Annotated in this window: 16 protein-coding genes; 10 read left to right on the top strand and 6 right to left on the bottom strand. The window is 69.6% G+C overall.

What is annotated here, in order from left to right; genetic code table 11:
• The first annotated feature begins 192 nt into the window (after positions 1–192).
• On the top strand, positions 193–2,706 hold the full coding sequence (locus LRK53_RS03060; RefSeq protein ID WP_235642488.1) for a TonB-dependent receptor: 2,514 nt from the start codon (positions 193–195) through the stop codon (positions 2,704–2,706).
• A gap of 148 nt (positions 2,707–2,854) precedes the next feature.
• On the top strand, positions 2,855–4,414 hold the full coding sequence (locus tag LRK53_RS03055) for a CehA/McbA family metallohydrolase (RefSeq protein WP_027493280.1): 1,560 nt from the start codon (positions 2,855–2,857) through the stop codon (positions 4,412–4,414).
• Here LRK53_RS03055 and LRK53_RS03050 read toward each other — a convergent pair.
• Positions 4,395–5,129, bottom strand: a complete 735-nt coding sequence (locus tag LRK53_RS03050; RefSeq protein ID WP_027493279.1) for a ComF family protein — start codon at positions 5,127–5,129, stop codon at positions 4,395–4,397. The two genes, LRK53_RS03055 and LRK53_RS03050, sit on opposite strands and share 20 nt — an antisense overlap.
• 147 nt (positions 5,130–5,276) lie before the next feature.
• Between LRK53_RS03050 and LRK53_RS03045 the strand changes: the two genes are divergently transcribed.
• The 6 genes from LRK53_RS03045 (at position 5,277) to bioC (ending at position 12,429) form a co-directional block, all read left to right on the top strand.
• A complete protein-coding gene (locus LRK53_RS03045; protein WP_235642487.1) occupies positions 5,277–7,256 on the top strand; it encodes a multicopper oxidase domain-containing protein in 1,980 nt (659 codons plus the stop codon).
• A gap of 154 nt (positions 7,257–7,410) precedes the next feature.
• Positions 7,411–8,454, top strand: coding sequence for a biotin synthase BioB (gene bioB / locus LRK53_RS03040; protein WP_027493277.1), 1,044 nt, complete (start codon positions 7,411–7,413; stop codon positions 8,452–8,454).
• A 148-nt stretch (positions 8,455–8,602) separates the two neighbouring features.
• On the top strand, positions 8,603–9,808 hold the full coding sequence (bioF, locus tag LRK53_RS03035; protein WP_027493276.1) for an 8-amino-7-oxononanoate synthase: 1,206 nt from the start codon (positions 8,603–8,605) through the stop codon (positions 9,806–9,808).
• Between the two features lie 28 nt (positions 9,809–9,836).
• A complete protein-coding gene (locus LRK53_RS03030) occupies positions 9,837–10,772 on the top strand; it encodes a sulfurtransferase (RefSeq protein ID WP_027493275.1) in 936 nt (311 codons plus the stop codon).
• Positions 10,769–11,554 carry a pimeloyl-ACP methyl ester esterase BioH gene (bioH, locus tag LRK53_RS03025; RefSeq protein ID WP_027493274.1) on the top strand — a complete coding sequence of 262 codons (786 nt, stop codon included), beginning with the start codon at positions 10,769–10,771 and terminating at the stop codon, positions 11,552–11,554. The genes LRK53_RS03030 and bioH overlap by 4 nt, the downstream gene beginning before the upstream one ends.
• Positions 11,551–12,429 carry a malonyl-ACP O-methyltransferase BioC gene (gene bioC / locus LRK53_RS03020; RefSeq protein WP_027493273.1) on the top strand — a complete coding sequence of 293 codons (879 nt, stop codon included), beginning with the start codon at positions 11,551–11,553 and terminating at the stop codon, positions 12,427–12,429. Before bioH ends, bioC begins: the two co-directional genes overlap by 4 nt.
• Positions 12,430–12,479: 50 nt before the next feature.
• Here the strand turns inward: bioC and LRK53_RS03015 are convergent, their stop codons facing one another.
• The 3 genes from LRK53_RS03015 to LRK53_RS03005 form a co-directional block, all read right to left on the bottom strand.
• Positions 12,480–13,313 carry a transporter gene (locus LRK53_RS03015; protein WP_027493272.1) on the bottom strand — a complete coding sequence of 278 codons (834 nt, stop codon included), beginning with the start codon at positions 13,311–13,313 and terminating at the stop codon, positions 12,480–12,482.
• Between the two features lie 91 nt (positions 13,314–13,404).
• Positions 13,405–14,178: a hypothetical protein gene (locus tag LRK53_RS03010; protein WP_027493271.1), complete on the bottom strand. Its 774-nt coding sequence runs from the start codon at positions 14,176–14,178 to the stop codon at positions 13,405–13,407.
• 303 nt (positions 14,179–14,481) lie between these two features.
• A complete protein-coding gene (locus LRK53_RS03005; protein ID WP_027493270.1) occupies positions 14,482–15,060 on the bottom strand; it encodes a DNA-3-methyladenine glycosylase I in 579 nt (192 codons plus the stop codon).
• A gap of 79 nt (positions 15,061–15,139) precedes the next feature.
• Here LRK53_RS03005 and LRK53_RS03000 point away from each other — a divergent pair, with 79 nt between their 5' ends.
• Together LRK53_RS03000 and LRK53_RS02995 are read left to right on the top strand one after the other, a co-directional pair.
• The gene (locus tag LRK53_RS03000) at positions 15,140–16,021 is read left to right on the top strand and encodes a DMT family transporter (RefSeq protein WP_027493269.1); all 882 of its coding nucleotides are present in this window, start codon (positions 15,140–15,142) and stop codon (positions 16,019–16,021) included.
• A 66-nt stretch (positions 16,022–16,087) separates the two neighbouring features.
• A complete protein-coding gene (locus LRK53_RS02995; protein WP_027493268.1) occupies positions 16,088–17,209 on the top strand; it encodes a sterol desaturase family protein in 1,122 nt (373 codons plus the stop codon).
• 13 nt (positions 17,210–17,222) lie between these two features.
• Here LRK53_RS02995 and LRK53_RS02990 read toward each other — a convergent pair whose 3' ends face one another.
• Positions 17,223–18,170, bottom strand: coding sequence for a pyridoxal-phosphate dependent enzyme (locus tag LRK53_RS02990; RefSeq protein ID WP_027493267.1), 948 nt, complete (start codon positions 18,168–18,170; stop codon positions 17,223–17,225).
• Positions 18,170–19,171, bottom strand: coding sequence for an aldose 1-epimerase (locus LRK53_RS02985; protein WP_027493266.1), 1,002 nt, complete (start codon positions 19,169–19,171; stop codon positions 18,170–18,172). Before LRK53_RS02985 ends, LRK53_RS02990 begins: the two co-directional genes overlap by 1 nt.
• Positions 19,172–19,183 lie beyond the last annotated feature (12 nt).

Here is a 19,183-nt window from a genome sequence, read left to right as displayed (position 1 = left end):
CTGTCACAGGCTGCCTCTAGGCTGCGCGCCATCAGAGCCTGTGACGGAACCAGGGAAACCCACAGGCAGGGATGCCTCTGCACGAAACCCGCGCCGCCTCGCCGACCCACTCCCGGTGGAACGCAGGCGGCGCCAGGTTGCGCACACTTCCCGCACGGCTCCGCGATCTCCCCGTCCCCCGGAGCATTCAACTTGCGTACTTCCCTCATCAGCCGATCCGTCGGCATGGCCCTGCTTGGCAGTCTGTCGCTCGGCCTCGCCCTTTCCGCCCACGCCCAGCAGCGCACGCCTGCCGAAGCGGACGCCACCACCGCTTCCACCGACAAGGCCAAGAACCTCGACAGCGTGGTGGTCACCGCGCGTTCCGGCGTGCAGACGCGGACCAAGGCCGAGACCAGCTACTCGATCACCACCATCGACGAGGACCGCCTGCGCATGCAGGCGCCGACCTCGGTCACCGAGGCGATGAAATCGGTGCCCGGCTTCTGGGTCGAGGCCTCCGGCGGCGAGGCCAGCGGCAATATCCGCGCGCGCGGCATTCCCGTCGACGGCTTCGGTTCGGTCACCCTGCTGGAGGACGGCATGCCGGTGCAGCACGATCCGGCACTCGGCTACCTCAACGCCGACCAGGCGTTCCGCCTGGACGAGACGATCGAGCGGATCGAGGTGGTGCGTGGCGGCCCCTCGTCGGTGTTCTATTCGAACGCACCGGCCGGCGCGATCAACTTCATCCCGCGCCGGGTCGGCGACACGCCGGACGGCCTGGTCAAATACACCGTGGGCGACTACGGTCTGCAGCGTGCCGACTTCTGGTACGGCACGCCGGTCGGCAGTGGCTGGAAGCTCGGCGTGGGCGGTTTCTACCGCATCGACGACGGCATCCGCGATCCGGGATTCCACGCCAACGACGGCGGCCAGATCCGCCTGAACCTGGCGAAGGATTTCGAGCACGGCCGCTTCAGCGCCGACGTCAAGCACATGGACGACAAGGTCGCGCTGTACCTCGGCATCCCGATGCGCACCTATCCGAACGGCAAGATCAAGGCCGTGCCCGGCTTCGACGGCAACTTCGGCACCATGGCTGGGCCGCAGACCGAGCACGTGCTGATGAAGCAGGGCAACGGCAGCCTGTACGACTTCGACAACAGCGTGGGCACGCACGTGAAGCGCGACCAGCTGACGCTGAAGTTCGACCATGACCTCGGCGCAGACTGGAAGCTGGCCGAGTCGATGCGCTACAGCGACACCAAAACCCAGCGCAACGGCGTGTTCCCGAACTCGCTGATGAGCGCGGACAAGTTCCTGGCCCAGGCCAGGCAGTTCCAGCCGGCCGGCGCGGCCGGCCTGCAGCTGCACTACGTCGACAACCCCGCGCAGGTGTTCGACAACCAGAACCAGAACGGCAACGGCCTGGTGGTGATCGGCGGCCTGCGCGGCGTGACCATGCCGGTGCAGGAGTTCGTCAACGATACCCGGCTGCTGCGCCAGTTCGACCTCGGCGGGCAGAGCCACGACGTCACGCTGGGCTACTACTACGCGCACTTCAACCAGGACTTCAGCCGCTACTCCTCCACCGCCCTGCTCGACGTGCGCGACAACGCGCGCCTGCTCGACCTGGTCGCGGTGGATGCCGCAGGCCGGCCGCTGGGCACGCTCACCGACCACGGCATCTACCGCTACGGCTACGAGTGGGAGAACGCCAGCGGCAGCTCGGCGACCCATGCGTTCTACCTGTCCGACGAATGGCAGGCGACCGACGCATTGCGCATCGACGGCGGCGTGCGCTGGGAGCGCGTGAACACCAAGGGCTGGGTCGAGCGGAAGCAGACCGTGAACCTCGGCACGCTGGCCACCTCGCAGGTACAGACCGGTACCGGCCAGACCGCGTCGTACGACCACAGCTTCAGCAAGCCGGGCTGGACGCTGGGCGTGAACTGGCAGTTCTCCGAGCGCTCCGGCGTGTTCGCGCGCTGGACCTCGGCGTTCCGCCTGCCGAACCTGAGCAGCTACATCACCAACGCGACCGCCACGCCGATCATCCAGACCATGAAGCTGGGCGAGGTGGGCTACAAGTATTCCGACCGCCAGTTCGACCTATACGCCACCGCGTTCTACACCAAGTACGACAACGTCGGCTTCAACAACTACGTGTTCAACCCGAACAACAACACCTCGGTCGCGCAGCAGGGCTACGCCAGCACCAAGACCAAGGGCCTGGAACTGGAAGGCACCTGGTTCCCGACCCGCTGGTTCGACGTGCAGCTCACCGCCACCTGGCAGGACCCGCAGTACGAAGGACTGCGCTATACCGACAAGGGCAGCACCGGCCCGATCCTGCGCGACTACACCGGCAACCAGCTGATCCGCGTGCCGAAGCTGAGCTACCGCGTGGTGCCCGGGGTGAACCTGCTCGACGGGCAGCTGCGCCTGCAGCTGTCCTACGAGCATGAAGGCGAGCGCTTCGTCGACACCGCCAACTCGGTGCGGCTGCCGTCGTACGACGTGCTCGGCGCCAGCGCACGCTACGACGTGTCGCCCGCGTTCTCGGTGTACCTGTACGCCGACAACCTCACCAACTCGCTGGGCCTGACCGAGGGCAACCCGCGCGCCGGCGAACTGCAGAGTGCGGACGCGGGGGCGAACACGTTCATCGCGCGGCCGCTGCTGGGCCGTTCGTACCGTGCCGCGGTGATGTACCGGTTCTGAGTCGTGCGGCCGGGCGGCTTGCCGCCCGGCCGACCCTCCGCACCGGAGACTCCATTTCGCATCCCACCAACCGACCCAAACCCGACGCGCACAGCGGCCGGGCGCCGCGAGCGCCCGCCGGCCATGAACCCGTCATTGGAAATCCGCCATGAATCCGCACCTGCGTCCACGCCTGCTTCATCTCCTCGCCGGCCTGCTGCTGGCTGGCCTGACGCTGCTGCTCGGCATGGTCCAGGCCGCGGGTCAGGGGCCTGGGCACGAACAGCCCGACCTGGTCCTGCGCGGCGAACTGGATGGCCGGGATCACCAGACCTACCGCATGCTGCCGTTCGAGGTACCCGCGGGCACCAGCCGCGTCACCGTGCAGTTCGACTACAGCGGTCATGACGACGAGCGCACCACGGTCGACCTCGGCCTGCTCGGCCCCGACGGCTTCCATGGCCAGGACGGTTTTCGCGGCTGGAGCGGGGGCTCGAAGCGCGTATTCACCGTGTCCGCCACCGACGCCACGCCCTCCTACCTGCCCGGCGCGATCCGCCCGGGCCGCTGGACCCTGCTGCTGGGTATCCCGAACATCCGCAAGGACAGCCATTCCCGCTACACGGCCAACATCTGGTTCGGCCGTCCGGGCGATCCCGCATGGGAGCCGGCCGTGCTGAACCCGCCGCTGCACCGCGAGGCGCGCTGGTACCGCGGCGACCTGCACATGCACGACGCGCACAGCGACGCCAGCTGCCCCGCGCAATCCGGCCGGCGCGTACCCTGTCCGCTGTTCCTCACCGTCGAGGCAGCGGCGAAACAGGGCCTGGACTTCATCGCGATCACCGACCACAACACCGTGTCACAGGCGAACGCGATGCGCGAGCTGCAACCGTACTTCGACCGCCTGCTGCTGATCCCCGGCCGCGAGATCACCACCTTCAGCGGTCACGCCAACCTGTTCGGCACTACCGCACCGGTGGACTTCCGCATCGACGGCCGCGAAGTGAAGGACTGGAACGCCTTGCTGCGGCGGGTCGCGCCGCTGCAGGGCCTGCTCTCGATCAACCACCCGATCCGTCCCAGCGGCGAGAACTGCATGGGCTGCGGCTGGACCGCCGCGCCGGCGGTCGACATGACGCAGGTACAGGCGATCGAGATCGTCAACGACAGCGATGCGGGCACCGTGCTGTCCGGCGTGCCGTTCTGGGAACGGCAGCTGGCGCAAGGCTACCGGCTCACCGGCATCGGCGGCAGCGACAACCACGATGCCTTGCTGAGCGCGGCCAGGCCCGGCTCCAGCCTGGTCGGCCGGCCGACCACGGTGGTGCACGCGGCGGAGCTGTCGATGCCGGCGATCCTGGCCGGCATCCGCGCCGGCCACGTGTTCGTCGACGTGGAGGGCAGCAGCGATCGGCTGCTGGAACTCGAAGCAAGCAGCGGCGACCAGCACGCCACCATGGGCGATGCCCTGCACACCGCCACCGGTACGCGCGTGCATTTCGAGGTGCATGCCGTCGGGGTCGGTGGAGAACGACTGGTAGTACTGCTCGACGGCAAGCCGTTCACGCCCGCCGTCGCTGCGGCGATCGGCAGCGGCGACCAGCGCATCGGCTTCGACTGGACCAGCGACGGGCGCATGCACTGGCTGCGCGTGGAAGTTCGCGACGACGCCGGCAAGCTCCTGCTGCTCGGCAACCCGGTCTATCTCAACCCGTCGCCGCGCTGACCCGCGGCGACGGCGCGCGCGCCAGTGCCCACACGTCGATCCGTTGCACGCCGGCGCGGCGCAGCACGCGGGCGCATTCGGCCAGGGTGGCGCCGGTGGTCATCACGTCGTCGAGGAGCGCCACGTGCGCGGGCAGCGCCACGCCTTCGCGCAGGGCGAACGCGCCGTGCACGTTGCGGCGGCGGGCGAGCGCGTCGAGCTCGGTCTGCGCGGTGGTGGAACGCCGGCGCAGCAGCGCGTCGTGGCGCAGCGGCACGCCGGATGCACGCGCTAGCGAGCGGGCCAGTTCCAGCGCCTGGTTGTAGCCGCGCCGGCGCAGGCGGCTGTGGTGCAGCGGCACCGGCAGCAGCAACTGCGGCAGGCGGATCGGGCACGGTTCGCGCTGCCACAGCTGGGCCAGCACGCGGCCGGCCGCGAGATCGGCGGAAAACTTGTAGCGCGATTCCAGCCGGTCCAGCGGCCAGCCGTAGCGGAATGGCGCCCACGCCGCGTCCCACGGCGGCGCGCGGCGCTGGCACTCGCCGCACAAGGCCGCCGGCGCGGCCAGCGGCAGTGCGCAGCGCGCGCAGCAACTGCGGTTGCGCGGCAGTTCGGCCGCGCACTCGGCGCACAGGTCGGCGCCGGCGGCGCCGGGCGCGCCGCACAACAGGCAGCGCCATGGCAACAGCCACCGCCGCAGTGCTCGCCAGGGTTGCAGCAGGCTTGGCTGATCCATTCGTCCTCCCCATGTTCCGCCGGCATGGTAGCGGCAAGCCGCGCACGGGGTATCACCCTGCGCCCATATTGGCGACGTACAATGCAATGTTGCCGCTCTGCGACGTCTGCTTGCAGCTGCAAACTCATCCATCATGGAGGTTTTCTCATGTCTGTACCCGACGGCGGTAAGCCCGCCCCGTCCACCTGGCCGGCCGTCGCCGGCACCGCGCTGCGCGTGGCGTTCGGCCTGATCTGGGCGGTGAGCGCCGCGCTCACCTGGACGTCCGACTTCGCCAACCACTACGTGGGCTACCTGCACAACGCCGCCACCGGCCAGCCGGCCTGGTCGGCGTGGTGGTTCGACCTGTGGATCGGCCTGGTGACGCCGCACGTGGGCTTCTTCGTGTGGGCCACGCGCATCGCCGAAACGCTGCTGGCGCTGGCGCTGCTGCTGGGCTTCGCGCGCAAGATCACCTACGTGGTGGGCATCCTGTTCAGCCTGTTGATCTGGAGCACGGCCGAAGGCTTTGGCGGGCCGTATTCGGTGGGCGCCAACAACATCGGCGCGGCGATCAGCTATGTGCTGATCTTCGCGGCGTTGATCGTGATCAACCTGCGCGCCGGCCCCAGCCCGTACAGCCTGGATTACCTGATCGAGCGCCGTTGGCCCGGCTGGCGCCGCGTGGCCGACTGGAACGACACGCTGCCGCTGGCCGAAGTGCCGCGCCTGCCCTGGCGCGTGCAGGGACCGGCGCTGGCCGGCGTGCTGATCCTGGTGGCGCTGTTGCTGGCCGGCCTGCACAGCGCGTTGAACGTGCGCTCGTCCAGCCCGCAGGCCGCCGCTGCCGCGGTGACGCCGCTGTCGCTGGCCTCCAGCCAGCCCATCGAGAAAGCCCGCGACGCCAGCCTGCCGCCACTGCAGCCGGGCGACAGCGTGGACGTGCACATCACCTCCAGCAACGACAGCGTGGAGATCGCCAGCGGCGTGCAGTACCAGGCCTGGACCTTCGGCAAGACCGTGCCCGGCCCGGTGATCCATGTGCGCCAGGGGCAGACGGTGAACTTCACCCTCACCAACCGCGGCACCATGCAGCATTCGATCGACTTCCACTCGGCGATCACTCCGCCCAGCCTGCACTACGTGGACATCATGCCGGGCGAGTCGATCACGTTCTCGTTCGTGGCCAAGGTGCCCGGCGCGTTCCTCTACCACTGCGGCACGCCGCCGGTGCTGCTGCACATCGGCAACGGCATGTACGGCGCGATCATCGTCGACCCGGCCACGCCGCTGCCGCCCGCGCAGGAGAGCTACGTGCTGGTACAGGGTGAGTGGTACACCCAGCAGGTGTCGGGCAAGCTGATGGCCGGCAACTACGAGAAGATGCAGGCGATGCAGCCGGACGAGGTGGTGTTCAACGGCGCGGCGTTCCAGTACCGCGACCACCCGCTCACCGCCAAGCCCGGCGACCGGGTGCGCCTGTACGTAGTCAACGCCGGCCCCAGCCTGTGGAGCGCGTTCCACGTGATCGGCGCGATCTTCGACAAGGTCTATCCCGGCGGCAACCCGGCGCAGGCCATCGACGGCGTCTCGACCTACTCGGTCGGTCCCGGCGAGGGCGCGGTGTTCGACCTGAAGCTGGACGAGGCCGGCCACTACCCGTTCGTCGACCACGCCATGGCGCACATGCAGCTGGGCGCGCAAGGCGTGCTGCTGGTGGGCGGCCCGAACGAGACGGCGGCCAAGCCGCCGGTGAGCAAGGCGCCAGTCGCTGCCGCACCCGCCACACCGCCGGCGGCCGCCAGCGGTCCGTACAAGTTCGACCCGACCCGCGGCACTTCGCTGTATGCCACCAACTGCGCGGCCTGCCACCAGGCCACCGGCCTGGGCCTGCCCGGTGCGTTCCCGCCGCTCAAGGACAACGTAGTGGTGCTGGACGCCAACCCGGCCAAGCACATCGAGGTGATCCTGAAGGGCCTGCAGGGCCAGGTGATCAACGGCACCAGCTACCCCACCGCGATGCCGCCGTTCGCCGCTGCCCTGAACGACGCGGACATTGCCGACATCGCCAACCACGAGCGCAGCTCGTGGGGCAACCAGGGCAAGCTGATCACCGCCGAGCAGGTGAAGGACGCGCGCGGCAAGTGAGCCGGCGCGATCGAGTCGAGGAAAGGCGGCCTGCGGGCCGCCTTTCCGTTTGCGGCCACCGCGCGGCATCAGCTCGTCAACCAGTCAGCATGTAGAAGAGTTGACGACAGAGGTCGGCCCGCCCAAACTCGCCGGCTCTGCCACGGAGCCCGCCATGCCCGAAGCCGCCATCCGCCACGACTGGACGCGCGAGGAAGTCGCCGCGCTGTTCGCGCTGCCGTTCAACGAGCTGCTGCATCGCGCGCACAGCGTGCATCGCCAGCACCACGACCCGAGTGCGGTGCAGGTGTCCACCCTGCTGTCGATCAAGACCGGCGGCTGCCCGGAGGACTGCGCCTACTGCCCGCAGGCGGCGCGCTACGACACCGGCGTGGCCGCGCAGAAATTGATGGAAATCGACGAGGTGCTGGACCGCGCGCGCGCTGCCAAGGCCGCCGGCGCCAGCCGTTTCTGCATGGGTGCGGCCTGGCGCGGCCCGAAGGACCGCGACATCCCCAAGGTCGCCGCGATCGTGCGCGCGGTGAAGGAGCTGGGCCTGGAAACCTGCGCCACCCTGGGTCTGCTCGGCGACGGCCACGCGCAGCAGCTCAAGGATGCCGGCCTCGACTACTACAACCACAACCTCGACACCGCGCCGGAGTTCTACGGCGAGATCATCCATACCCGCGAATACCAGGATCGCCTGGTCACGCTGGTACAGGTGCGCGACGCCGGCCTGAAGACCTGCTGCGGCGGCATCGTCGGCATGGGCGAGACGCGCGAGCAGCGCGCCGGCCTGCTGCAGGCGCTGGCCAACCTGCCCGAACACCCGCAGTCGGTGCCGATCAACCAGCTGGTGCCGGTGCCCGGCACGCCACTGGGCAACGCGGAAAAGCTCGATCCGTTCGAGTTCGTGCGCGCGATCGCGGTGGCGCGGATCCTGATGCCGCTGTCCATCGTGCGCCTCTCGGCCGGCCGCCAGCAGATGGACGACGCCGTGCAGGCGCTGTGCTTCTTCGCTGGCGCCGGCTCGGTCTTCTACGGCGAGAAGCTGCTGACCACCGGCAACCCGGACGTGGCAGCCGATCGCGCACTGTTCCGCCGACTCGACCTGCATCCGATGGAAGTGGTCGAGAGCGCCGGCACCGTGCATGCAAACATCGTCGACAGCGAAACCAACAGCTGCGGCCACGGTTGTGGCTGCAGTGCCGCAGCGTAAGAGCACCCCACCCCGACCCTCCCCTGCTCACCCCGTTGGGGTGAGCAGGGGAGGGAGCAGAGCGCGCAGCTTTGGTTCGGTCCCTCCCCCTGCGCAGCAGGGGGAGGTCAGGAGGGGGTGCTCTTCACCCCGCGCCGAACACTGACCCATGCCCCGCCCCGACCTCCTGCAACGCCTCGCCGGCCACACCGCCGAGCGCGAACATGCGCAGCTGCGCCGCCGCCTGCGCACCATCGACCACGCCGACGGCCCGTGGCTGGAGAGCGGCAGCCAGCGCCTGCTGTCGTTCTGCAGCAACGACTACCTCGGCCTGGCGCAGCACCCGCAGCTGGTTGCCGCGCTCACCCGCGCCGCGCGCGAGGAAGGCGTCGGCAGCACCTCGGCGCACCTGATCTGCGGCCACCGCCGTGAACACGCGGAACTGGAGGAGGCGCTGGCCGTCTGGACCGGGCGCGAGCGAGCGCTGCTGTTCTCCACCGGCTACATGGCCAACCTCGGCGTGCTGCAGGCGCTGCTGGCGCGCGATGATGCCTGCGTGCAGGACAAGCTCAACCACGCCTGCCTGCTCGATGGCGCCAAGCTCAGCGGCGCCGAGCTGAAGCGCTATCCGCACGCCGACGTGGACGCCGCCGCGCGCCAGCTGGCGGCGAACCCCGACGCGGCGGCGCTGCTCGCCACCGACGGCGTGTTCAGCATGGACGGCGACGTCGCGCCGCTGCGCGAGCTGGCGCAGCTGTGCGCGCGCGAGCGCGCCACCTTGATGGTCGACGATGCGCACGGCCTCGGCGTGCTCGGCGCGCACGGCGCCGGCAGCCTCGACGCGGCGAATCTGGGCCAGCACGAAGTGCCGCTGCTGATGGCCACGCTGGGCAAGGCGCTCGGCTGCAGTGGCGCGTTCGTAGCCGGGCCGGCCGCGCTGATCGACGGCCTGCTGCAGTTCGCGCGCCCGTACATCTACACCACCGCGATGCCGCCGGCGCTGGCCGCCGCCGCGCTGGCGGCGGTGCAACTGGTGCAATCCGAAGGATGGCGACGCGAAAAGCTCACCGCACTGATCGCCCGCTTCCGCCGCGGCGCAGCCGAGCTTGGCCTGCCGCTGGCGCCCTCGCCCAGCGCGATCCAGCCGCTGCTGCTGGGCGGTGCCGACGCTGCACTGGCGGCGGCGCAGGCGCTGGAACGACAGGGCCTGCTGGTGACGGCGATCCGCCCGCCGACCGTGCCCGCCGGCCAGGCGCGGTTGCGCATCACGCTGTCGGCGGCGCACGAGGAAGCCCACATCGACCGGCTGCTGGCTGCGCTGGAAACGCTGCGTCTGCAAGCTGCGCCCCGGGCGTCCGGCGGCGACCACGTATAATCGCCGCCTGCTCCGCCGATGCCCCCGCATGTCGATCGTCAACATCTCCGCCTACAAGTTCATCAGCCTGGACGACCTGCCCGCGCTGCGCGAACGGCTGCTCGCGCGCTGCGAGGCGCTGGCGCTGAAGGGCACGATCCTGCTGGCGCCGGAAGGCATCAACCTGTTCCTCGCCGGCAGCCGCGCGCAGATCGACGGCTTCATGGCTACGCTGCACGACGACCCGCGCTTCGCCGACCTCGCGCCGAAGGAATCGCTCTCCGCCACGGTGCCGTTCGGCCGCCTGCGCGTGCGCCTGAAGCGCGAGATCATCACCATGCGCCTGCCCACGATCCGCCCCGAAGGCGGCCGCGCGCCGGCGGTGGACGCGGCCACCCTGCAGCGCTGGCTGGACCAGGGCTGCGACGACGACGGTCGCGAGGTGCTGCTGCTGGACACCCGCAACGACTACGAGACCGACGCCGGCAGGTTCGCGCAGGCGGTCGACTACCGCCTGGCCAGCTTCACCGGTTTCCCCACGGCGATCGCCGCCGACCGTGCGCGCTACGCAGGCAAGACGGTGGTCTCGTACTGCACCGGCGGCATCCGTTGCGAGAAGGCCACGCTGCACATGCGGAACCTCGGCATGCAGCACGTCTACCAGCTCGACGGCGGCATCCTGAACTACCTCGAACAGACCGACGGCGCGCACTGGCAGGGCGACTGCTTCGTGTTCGACGGGCGCGGCGCCGTGGGGCCCGATCTGCTCCCGACAAGCAAACTCCCCCTCCCCGGAGGGGAGAGGGCTGGGGTGAGGGGACACGCTGCCGAGAAACCAGCATCAGAGCGTGCTCTGAACCACACGTTGGCAAGCCCCGACCCCTCACCTCGATCCTCTCACCCGCAAGGGGACTCCCTGAGGGTCGCCCGGAGGGGAGAGGAGGCGAACGCAAGAAGCGCTTTGCCCTACTGGAGCGAGGCATGAGCCTGTACGTCGACCGGCGCGGCCACGGCCCCGTCCCGCTGGTGCTGCTGCACGGCTGGGCGATGCACGGCGGCGTGCTGACGCCGCTGGTCGAGGCGCTGGAAGCGCAATGCACCATGTACGTGGTCGACCTGCCCGGCCATGGCCGCTCGCGCGACTGCGGCCTGCCACTGGAACCACGTGCCTGCGCCGCGGCGATCGCCGCCATCACCCCACCGGCGATCTGGCTGGGCTGGTCGCTGGGCGGCACCATCGCGCTCACCGCCGCGCTGGAACTGCCGCGGCAGGTGCGTGGCCTGGCGATGCTGTGCGCCACGCCAAAATTCGTGCGCGACGCCGGCTGGCCGTACGGCAGCGACGACAAGCTGGTGCACCAACTGGCCAGCGACCTGGAAACCGACTACCACGCCACCATCGAGCGCTTCCTGGCGCTGGAGGCGATGGGCAGCACCGACCCGCGCGGCGAACTGCGCCACCTGCGCGAGCTGGTGTTCGCCCGCGGCGAACCGGACCTGCGCGTGCTGCAGGAAGGCATCCGCATCCTGGAAAGCAGCGACCGTCGCGCCGCCCTGCCTGACCTGGCCGTACGCAGCGCCTGGATCAGCGGCCGCCGCGACCGGCTGGTGCCGCCGCAGGCGATGGCCTGGTCGGCCAGCCAGTGCGGCGGCCAGTACACCGAGATCCAGCAGGCCGGCCACGCGCCGTTCTTCGGCCACGCCGACGCGGTGGCGCAGGCGCTGCAGCCGCTGCTGGCACCCACTCACCTTGAGCAGGTTCGATGAGCGACTTCCAACTCGACCAACAGCGCGTGCGCCGCAACTTCGGCCACGCCGCCGCCAGCTACGAACAGCACGACGCGCTGCAGCGCGAGGTGGGCGATGCCCTGCTCGAACGGCTGGGCTTCTACCTGGAAACGCCGCTGCGCGTGGTCGACGTCGGCGCCGGCACCGGCCGCGGCAGCGCGCTGCTGAAGCAGAAATACCCCAAGGCCGAGGTGATCGCGCTCGACCTGGCGCTGCCGATGCTGCGTGCCGCGAAGCAGCACAGCAGCTGGCTGAAACCGTTCCGCCGCGTCTGCGCCGAGGCGACGCACCTGCCGCTGGCCGACCACAGCGTGGACGTGCTGTATTCCAACCTGTGCTTCCAGTGGGTCGACGACCTGCCGGCGCTGTTCGGCGAGTGCATGCGCGTGCTCAAGCCCGGCGGCTTCATGGCGTTCTCCAGCTTCGGCCCGGACACCCTGATGGAATTGCGCGCGGCCTGGGCTGAAACCGACCAGCAGCCGCACGTGGGCCGCTTCCTCGACATGCACGATGTCGGCGACGCGATGCTCAACGCCGGCCTGCGCGATCCGGTACTGGACGTGTTCCGCTACACCCTCACCTACAGTGAACCGCGCAAGCTGCTGGAGGAATTGCGCGGTCTGGGCGCCACCAACGCAGATCGCGCACGCGCACGCGGGCTGACCGGCAAGGCGCGCTATCGGCGCATGCTGGCCGCGTACGAAAGCATGCGCAAAGACGGGCGGATTCCGGCCACTTGGGAAGTGGTCAGCGCGCACGCCTGGGGCCCGCCGGTGGGCCAGCCGCGCCGCGTGCCCGGCGGTGAAATCGCCACTTTCTCGATCGACTCGCTGCGCGGCTCACGGCGCAAATAGCGCGCGCCGACATGGAGCGCCGTGCAATGTCGTGCACGGCGCCGGTCCGGTCAGAAGCTGTACTTCAGCGACGCGCCCACGCCGTAATCCGGGCTGCCGTCGGAGAAACCGCCCATCGCGTAGGCCTGCAGGCGCAGGTTGCTGCTGAACTTGTGGTTCCAGTAGCCGGTCAGCTCGCTCTGCGACGCGCCGCCGGTGGCGATCCGCTCACGGTAGTAGTAGTACGCGCCGATGCCGTCGTTGGAGCTGAGCTTGTACTCGGCGCCGACGTTCGCGTTGAAGGCGTTGCGCAGCTGGATGTACTGCGAGCTGCTGTACTTCATCCAGCCCACGCCGCCGAACGCGGTCCAGTCGCCCACCACCTTGTAGGTGTCGAGCGAGAGGCCGTAGTCGTTCTTGCCGGTGCCCAGGCCCTTGTCCTCGTCGGCGGTGCCGAACTTCACCTTGCCGGTGAGATCCAGCCCGAACGTGCGGTCCGCGCTGGTGAACAGCTCGTAGCCCACCGACGCGGTGACATCGCCCAGGCCCGAGGCCGAACCGCTGCTGGTCGTGGTGCCCGGTATGGGAGGCAGGCCGCCCTTGCCGTGACCGCGCCCTCTCGGGTTGCCGTTCTTCACCTTGCCCACGCCGGGAATCACGTTGCTCGCACCGCTGATGTTGATGTACGGCACGGTGAGCTTGAAGGTCCAGCGATCCGTCTGGTACGCCGCCGTCACCGGCACTGACCAGATGTCAGTGTTGGTGTTGGTGCCGTACTTGCCGCTGCTGTAGTCGGCGCCGGCGGTGAGGCTGAGCTGGTCGCTGTCCGACGTGGCGGCGTGGGCCGCAGGCGCGCCGATCAGCAGCAGTCCGCCGACGATCATCCAGGGGTGTGCATTACGCATGGGTCAAGGTTTCCTTGGGTCATTGAAGATATGGCAGCAGGCCCGGCATCACGCCGGGCCTGCGGGGTGACTGGCGACGTGGAAGGTTGGCTCAGCCGCCCGGACGGCCGGCATGGCTCGGGTGCTCGGGACGCTCGGGCTTGGACGGACGCTCCGGACGCTCGGGGCGGTCGACCTTGGCCACCTGCTCGGACTTGTGCGGACGGTCGACGCCGTGCACCTTGGCCACTTCGACCTTCTCCACATGCGCGTGTTCGTGCCCGTGGGCGGCCGCCTTCGGTGAGCGCATCACGTCGCCCAGCTTGAAGCCGTCAGCCTTGGCAATCTCGCCCCAGCCCTGGCCCGCGGCGCGCTGCGCCAGCACGCCCTTCAGGTCGATGCTGGTGCCGTCGGCCATCACCAGGGTGCCACCGTTCAGTGCGGCAGCCACCTCGGCGGCAGTGGGATCGGTGATGCCGGCCTTCGCCAGGCTGGCCTCGGCCAGCGACAGGGCGATCTTCACGTTGCCGTAGCCCATCGGGCCGGTGGCCGGCTGGAAGGTCGTCGATACCGTGGTGGTGCCGGTGGTGGTGCCGGTGGTGGTACCCGTCGTCGTTGTCGTCGGCGCCGGCCCGGTGAGCGTGATCGCGGTGCCATCGCGCAGCCCCTGCACCAGCGCCTGCGAGTTCGTGGTCGAACCGGCGAACGTGCCGAACTGGTTGCTCAACGTCACCGATTCATGGGTGGTCGTGGTGGTGGTGGTGGTCGTGGTCGTAGTCGTCGTGGTGCCGGTGGTGCCGGTGGTTTGCGCCAGCAGCGGCGAGGCGGCCAGCGCGGTGAGCACCGCGGCACTGACCAGCTTGAGCATGAGATGACGTGATTTCATTGCGTGCCTCCGGGGATGGCGTTCATGGATTTCGGGATGCGGCTCGCGGCGTGCCGGCCCGTGCAGATGCCTCGACGTCGTTCGCCGCGCGCGGGTTGGCGCACACGGCCCGACTCGGGACCCGCGCAGCTTCCATCGGAGAACGAAGTTTTCACAAGTGCGCACGGCGTGCCGTTCAGCACACATTTCGTCCACGGTACCGTTGGCGTTCAGGCTCATGCCGTTGCTGTGAAAGGGCGCACATTTCGGCATGTCGCCGTCGCCGCGTCTCGCAAGTTCTTGCGTATGCGCGGCGCGCCGCGCTCACCCCTGCCGGTGGCGAAAACAACCCACAAGGTGATCGTCGACCATGCCGGTGGCCTGCAACAGCGAGTAGCAGATGGTGCTGCCGACGAAGCGGAAGCCGCGCTTCTTCAGCGCCTTGCTCATGCGATCGGACAGGGCGGTGCTGGCCGGTACCTCGGCCTGGCTGCGCCAGCGGTTGCGCAGCGGCCGGCCATCGACGAACGACCACAGATAGCCGTCCAGACTGCCGAACTGCGCGATCACTTCGAGTGCCGCTACCGCATTGTCGCGGGTGGCCGAAACCTTCTGTCGGTTGCGGATGATGCCCGGGTCGAGCAGGCACTTTTCCAGCTCGTGATCGCTCATCGCGGCGACCCGGGCGATCTCGAAACCATGGAAGGCCCTGCGGTAGTTGTCGCGCTTGGCCAGCACGGTGCGCCAGGACAGGCCGGCCTGGGCGCCTTCGAGGCAGAGGAACTCGAACAGTGCGCGGTCGTCGTGCAGCGGCACGCCCCACTCGGTGTCATGGTAGTCGCGCATCAGCGCGTCGCCGTTGGCGGCCCAGTGGCAGCGTGGCAGTTCGGCGGTCCCGGTCATGGCTGGCGGATGGTCGAAGGGTGCGCCACAAGCTAACCCACGCCGCTAGACTTGTCGCCCCTTCCCGTCCCGATCGCCCATGCCGCCCTCGCCATCCCGCGGCGCGTTGTCCGCGCTGCTCGTCACCATCCTGATCTGGGCCTACAGCTGGGTCGTGATGAAACAGGTGCTGGCGTACGCCGGGCCGTTCCACTTCGCCGCGCTGCGCTACCTGCTCGGCGCCGCCGTGCTGTTTGCCGCGCTGCTGCTGTCGCGGCAATCGCTGCGGCCGCCGCCGCTGGGACCCACGCTGCTGATCGGCCTGTGCCAGACCACCGCGTTCCAGGGGCTGGAGCAATGGGCGCTGCTCGACGGTGGTGCCGGTCACGTCGCCCTGCTCGCGTACACCATGCCGTTCTGGGCGGTGCTGCTGGCCTGGCTGCTGCTGGGCGACCGCCCCACGGCGCGGCACTGGCTGGGACTGGCGCTGGCCGCGCTCGGGCTGCTGTGCATCATCGAACCGTGGCGCGCCATGGGCAGTGCGCTGAGCACCGCGCTGGCGATCGCCGGCGGCGTCGCGTGGGCGGCCGGCACCGTGCTCAGCAAGCGCATGTTTCTGCGGCATGCGTCGTCAGTGCTCAACCTCACCGCGTGGCAGATGCTGCTGGGCGGCATCGCGCTCGGCGGCATCGCGCTGGTGGTGCCGGAGCGCGCGATCGAGTGGAACTGGGCCTTCGTCGGCGGGTTGACCTACAGCGTGCTGCTGGCCTCCAGCCTGGCCTGGTGGCTGTGGTCGATCGTGCTGCAGCGGCTGCCGACCACGGTGGCCAGCGTGGCCAGCCTCGGCGTGCCGGTCGTCAGCGTGCTGCTGGCGTGGCTGATCCTGCACGAGCAGCCCTCGGCCATGGAGCTGGTTGGCATCGTGTTCGTGCTGCTCGGGCTGTTCGCGGTCAGCGGCGTGGGAGCAAAGCGCCGTTCCTGAGCATTCAGCGTCCGCGCCATCGCACGGCGATATGATTGGTCCGCTGCCGAATCCGAAGAAGCGCCGATGTTCGATCTGCCCCAACTATGGAATTTTCTGGTCAGCTGGCTGGCTGACCACGCGATCATCCCGCTGCTGAGTGCGCTGCACCTGGACGGCCTGGCCGGCGACCCGCGCGACATCGCCGCCGCGCTGCTGATCGCGGCGCTGCAGCTCGCCATCATCGGCTTCATCTTCCGCCCGCTGGAGACCTTCTTCCCCGCAGAAAAGTGGACGGACCGCAAGCTCACCCGGGTCGACCGCAACTACACGCTGCTGATGCTGCTGGGCATCTTCCCGCTGTTCACCTACCTGGTGCTGATGCCGTTCAGCCACCTGTTCGCCAGCGCCGATGCGGCCGCCGCCACCGGCAGCGCCTCGCCGCTGGCGCTGAAGAACCTGGTGCCGTGGTTCAACGACCACCCTTACGTGCTGTTCGCGGTGTACTACGTGGTGTACGACTTCACGTACTACTGGATGCACCGCACCCAGCACGCGATCCCGTGGTGGTGGGCGCTGCACAGCATGCACCACAGCACGCGCCAGATGAGCTGCTGGACCAACGATCGCGGCAGCCTGGTGGATGGTTTCATCCAGTCGATGATCCTGGCCACGGTGGGCCTGGTGATCGGCGTGGACCCGGACGAGTTCGCCTGGCTGATGCTGCTCGGTGAACTGGTGCAGAACTTCTCGCACACCAACGTCCGGCTGGGCTTCGGCCGCGTGCTCGACCGCGTGTTCGTCGCCCCGAAGTTCCACCGCCTGCACCACATGCTGGTCGATCCCGAGCGGCCGACGCTGCACAACTGCAACTACGGCCAGGTGCTCTCGGTGTGGGACGTGCTGTTCGGCACCGCGCTGTACGGCGAACCGCCGCGGCCGACCGGCGTGGGCGATCCGATCGTCGACGCCGACAACAACTACGGCCTGATCGGGCTGCACTGGGCTGCGCTGAAGCGCTTCTGGGTCGCCGTGCGCCAGCCCGCCGGCTGGCGGCCGGGCGAAGTGGCGTTCGGCGCGGACTACACGCCGATTCCGGTCGGCCAATTGGATCTGCACGCGCTGGCGCAGCACCAGCCCGCTGCGGTCGGCAGCGACGCCGGCGACGCGCCGGCCGGCAGCACCCTGGTGGAGTCGGCGCCGGGTTGATCCACCCGTCGGTTCACCAGGGTAGCGCGTCGAGATCCACGTTGCCGCCGGTCAGCACCACGCCGACGCGCTTGCCGGCGAAGCGCCGAGGCTGCTTGAGGATCGCCGCGAGCACGGTGGCGCTGGACACTTCCACCACCTGCTTCAGCTCCGACCACAGCAGCCGCATCGCAGCGACGGTCTCCGCGTCGCTGACCGTGATCACCTCGACGCGATGCATGCGCAGCGCGTCGAGGTTGTGCTCGCCAACCAGCGCGCGCAGGCCATCGCAGATCGTATCCGGCACCACCGTGGTGACCCGCGTGCCCTGCGCCAGCGAGCGCGCCGCGTCGTCGGCGCCGAGCGGCTCGGCGGCGAACAGGGCCAGCGCCGGGTCGAGGCCGTGCGCGGCGATCGCCACGCCGCTGGCCAGGCCGCCGCCGCCGACCGGCGTGACCAGTGCGTCCAGTCCCGGCGCCTGCCGCAGCAGCTCCAGCGCAAGCGTGCCCTGGCCGGCCATCACCCGGATGTCGGCATACGGATGCACCAACTCGGCGCCGGTGGCGCGCTGCACCCCGGCGCACATCGCCTCGCGCGCAGCCTGGGTCGGCGCGCAGCGATGCAGGGTGGCGCCGGCGCGCTCGATCGCTTCGAGCTTGGCGCGCACCGCGCCTTCCGGCACCACCACGTGCGCGGCGATGCCGCGGGTGGCGGCAGCCAGCGCCAGCGCGTTGCCGTGGTTGCCGGAGGAATGGGTGACCACGCCGCGCGCGGCCTGCGCATCGTCAAGCGACCACACCGCATTGCAGGCACCACGGAACTTGAACGCGCCGCCACGCTGCAGGTTCTCGCACTTGAAGTGCAGCTCCGCGCCGGCCAGCGCATCCAGCGCCGCGCCGCGCAGCACCGGGGTGACGCTGGCGTACGGCGCGATGCGCGCGGCGGCATCGAGAATCTGCTCGAAATCGGGCAAGGCATCCATCACGGTTCGATCTCCACGCCACAACGGAAGCGGCGCTCGGCGCCGGGTTCGAGCCGGATCGCCGCGGCGCACTCGGGCCGGTTGAACGCGTCGGCCATGCACTCCATCGGCTCCAGCGCGACCGCGCGGCGGGCGTCGCGGCTGACCGTGTCGGCGGTGAACGCGTGCATCACGCCATGCTCCTGCCACACCGCGATGGCGAAACCGCTGACCGGGTTGCGCAGGCGGGTGCGGATGCGACCGTCGGCGTCGACGTCGAGGTCGGTGTAGCCCTGATCGATGATGCTGTCACCGATCCGCCGCGACTCGCGGAAATCCAGCGCCGGCGCATCGTCCAGCGCCACATACGCTTCCGCGCCGGCCAGCGCGATCAGGTTGGCACCAGTGCGGATCAGCGTCTGCGCAGGAATCTGCAGCTGCCAGTCGTCGACCTCACCGTCGGCCACGTGGAAATACGGATGCCAGCCGAAGAAGCACGGCGCGGCGCGGTCGCCGACATTGCGCATGCACGCCTCCAGGGTGAGGCCACCGGCATCCAGGGTGAACGTCACCGCGAGGTCGATCGCATGCGGGTAGCCGGGCTGCGGGCGGATCGCGCGGGTGGTCAGGGTGGCCTGCGCGCGGTCGTCGTCCGCGGCCAGTGCGGCGAGCTCGAAATCCACGTCGCGCACGAAGCCGTGCCGGCTGGCCCGCGCGGCGCCGGTCACGCCGGGTTGCAGATCCTGCGCGTGGCCGTCGAAGGTGTAGCGCGCGTCGGCGATGCGCCCGGCGAACGGCGCCATGATGGCGAAGCGCGAACCCGCGCGGGCGGTCACTTCGTCCGCATCGCGGTAGCCGTCGGCGAGGTCGCGCACCGACCCGGCGGCGCCGACCTCGAAATCGAGCAGTGCCGCGCCATGGCGCGCGATGCGCACGCACCGCCCGCTACCGGGCTCGGCCAGCACCACGATCTCCTGCTCGCCCAGGCGGTCCTGTCCGGCGGCATAACGCTTCGCGTCCACGGGGTTCTCCTG

The sequence above is a fragment of the Rhodanobacter thiooxydans genome (genome assembly GCF_021545845.1).
Classification (GTDB): Bacteria; Pseudomonadota; Gammaproteobacteria; order Xanthomonadales; family Rhodanobacteraceae; genus Rhodanobacter.
The sequence above is the reverse complement of the archived record's forward strand: the minus strand, read 5'-3'. Positions and strand labels throughout refer to the sequence as shown.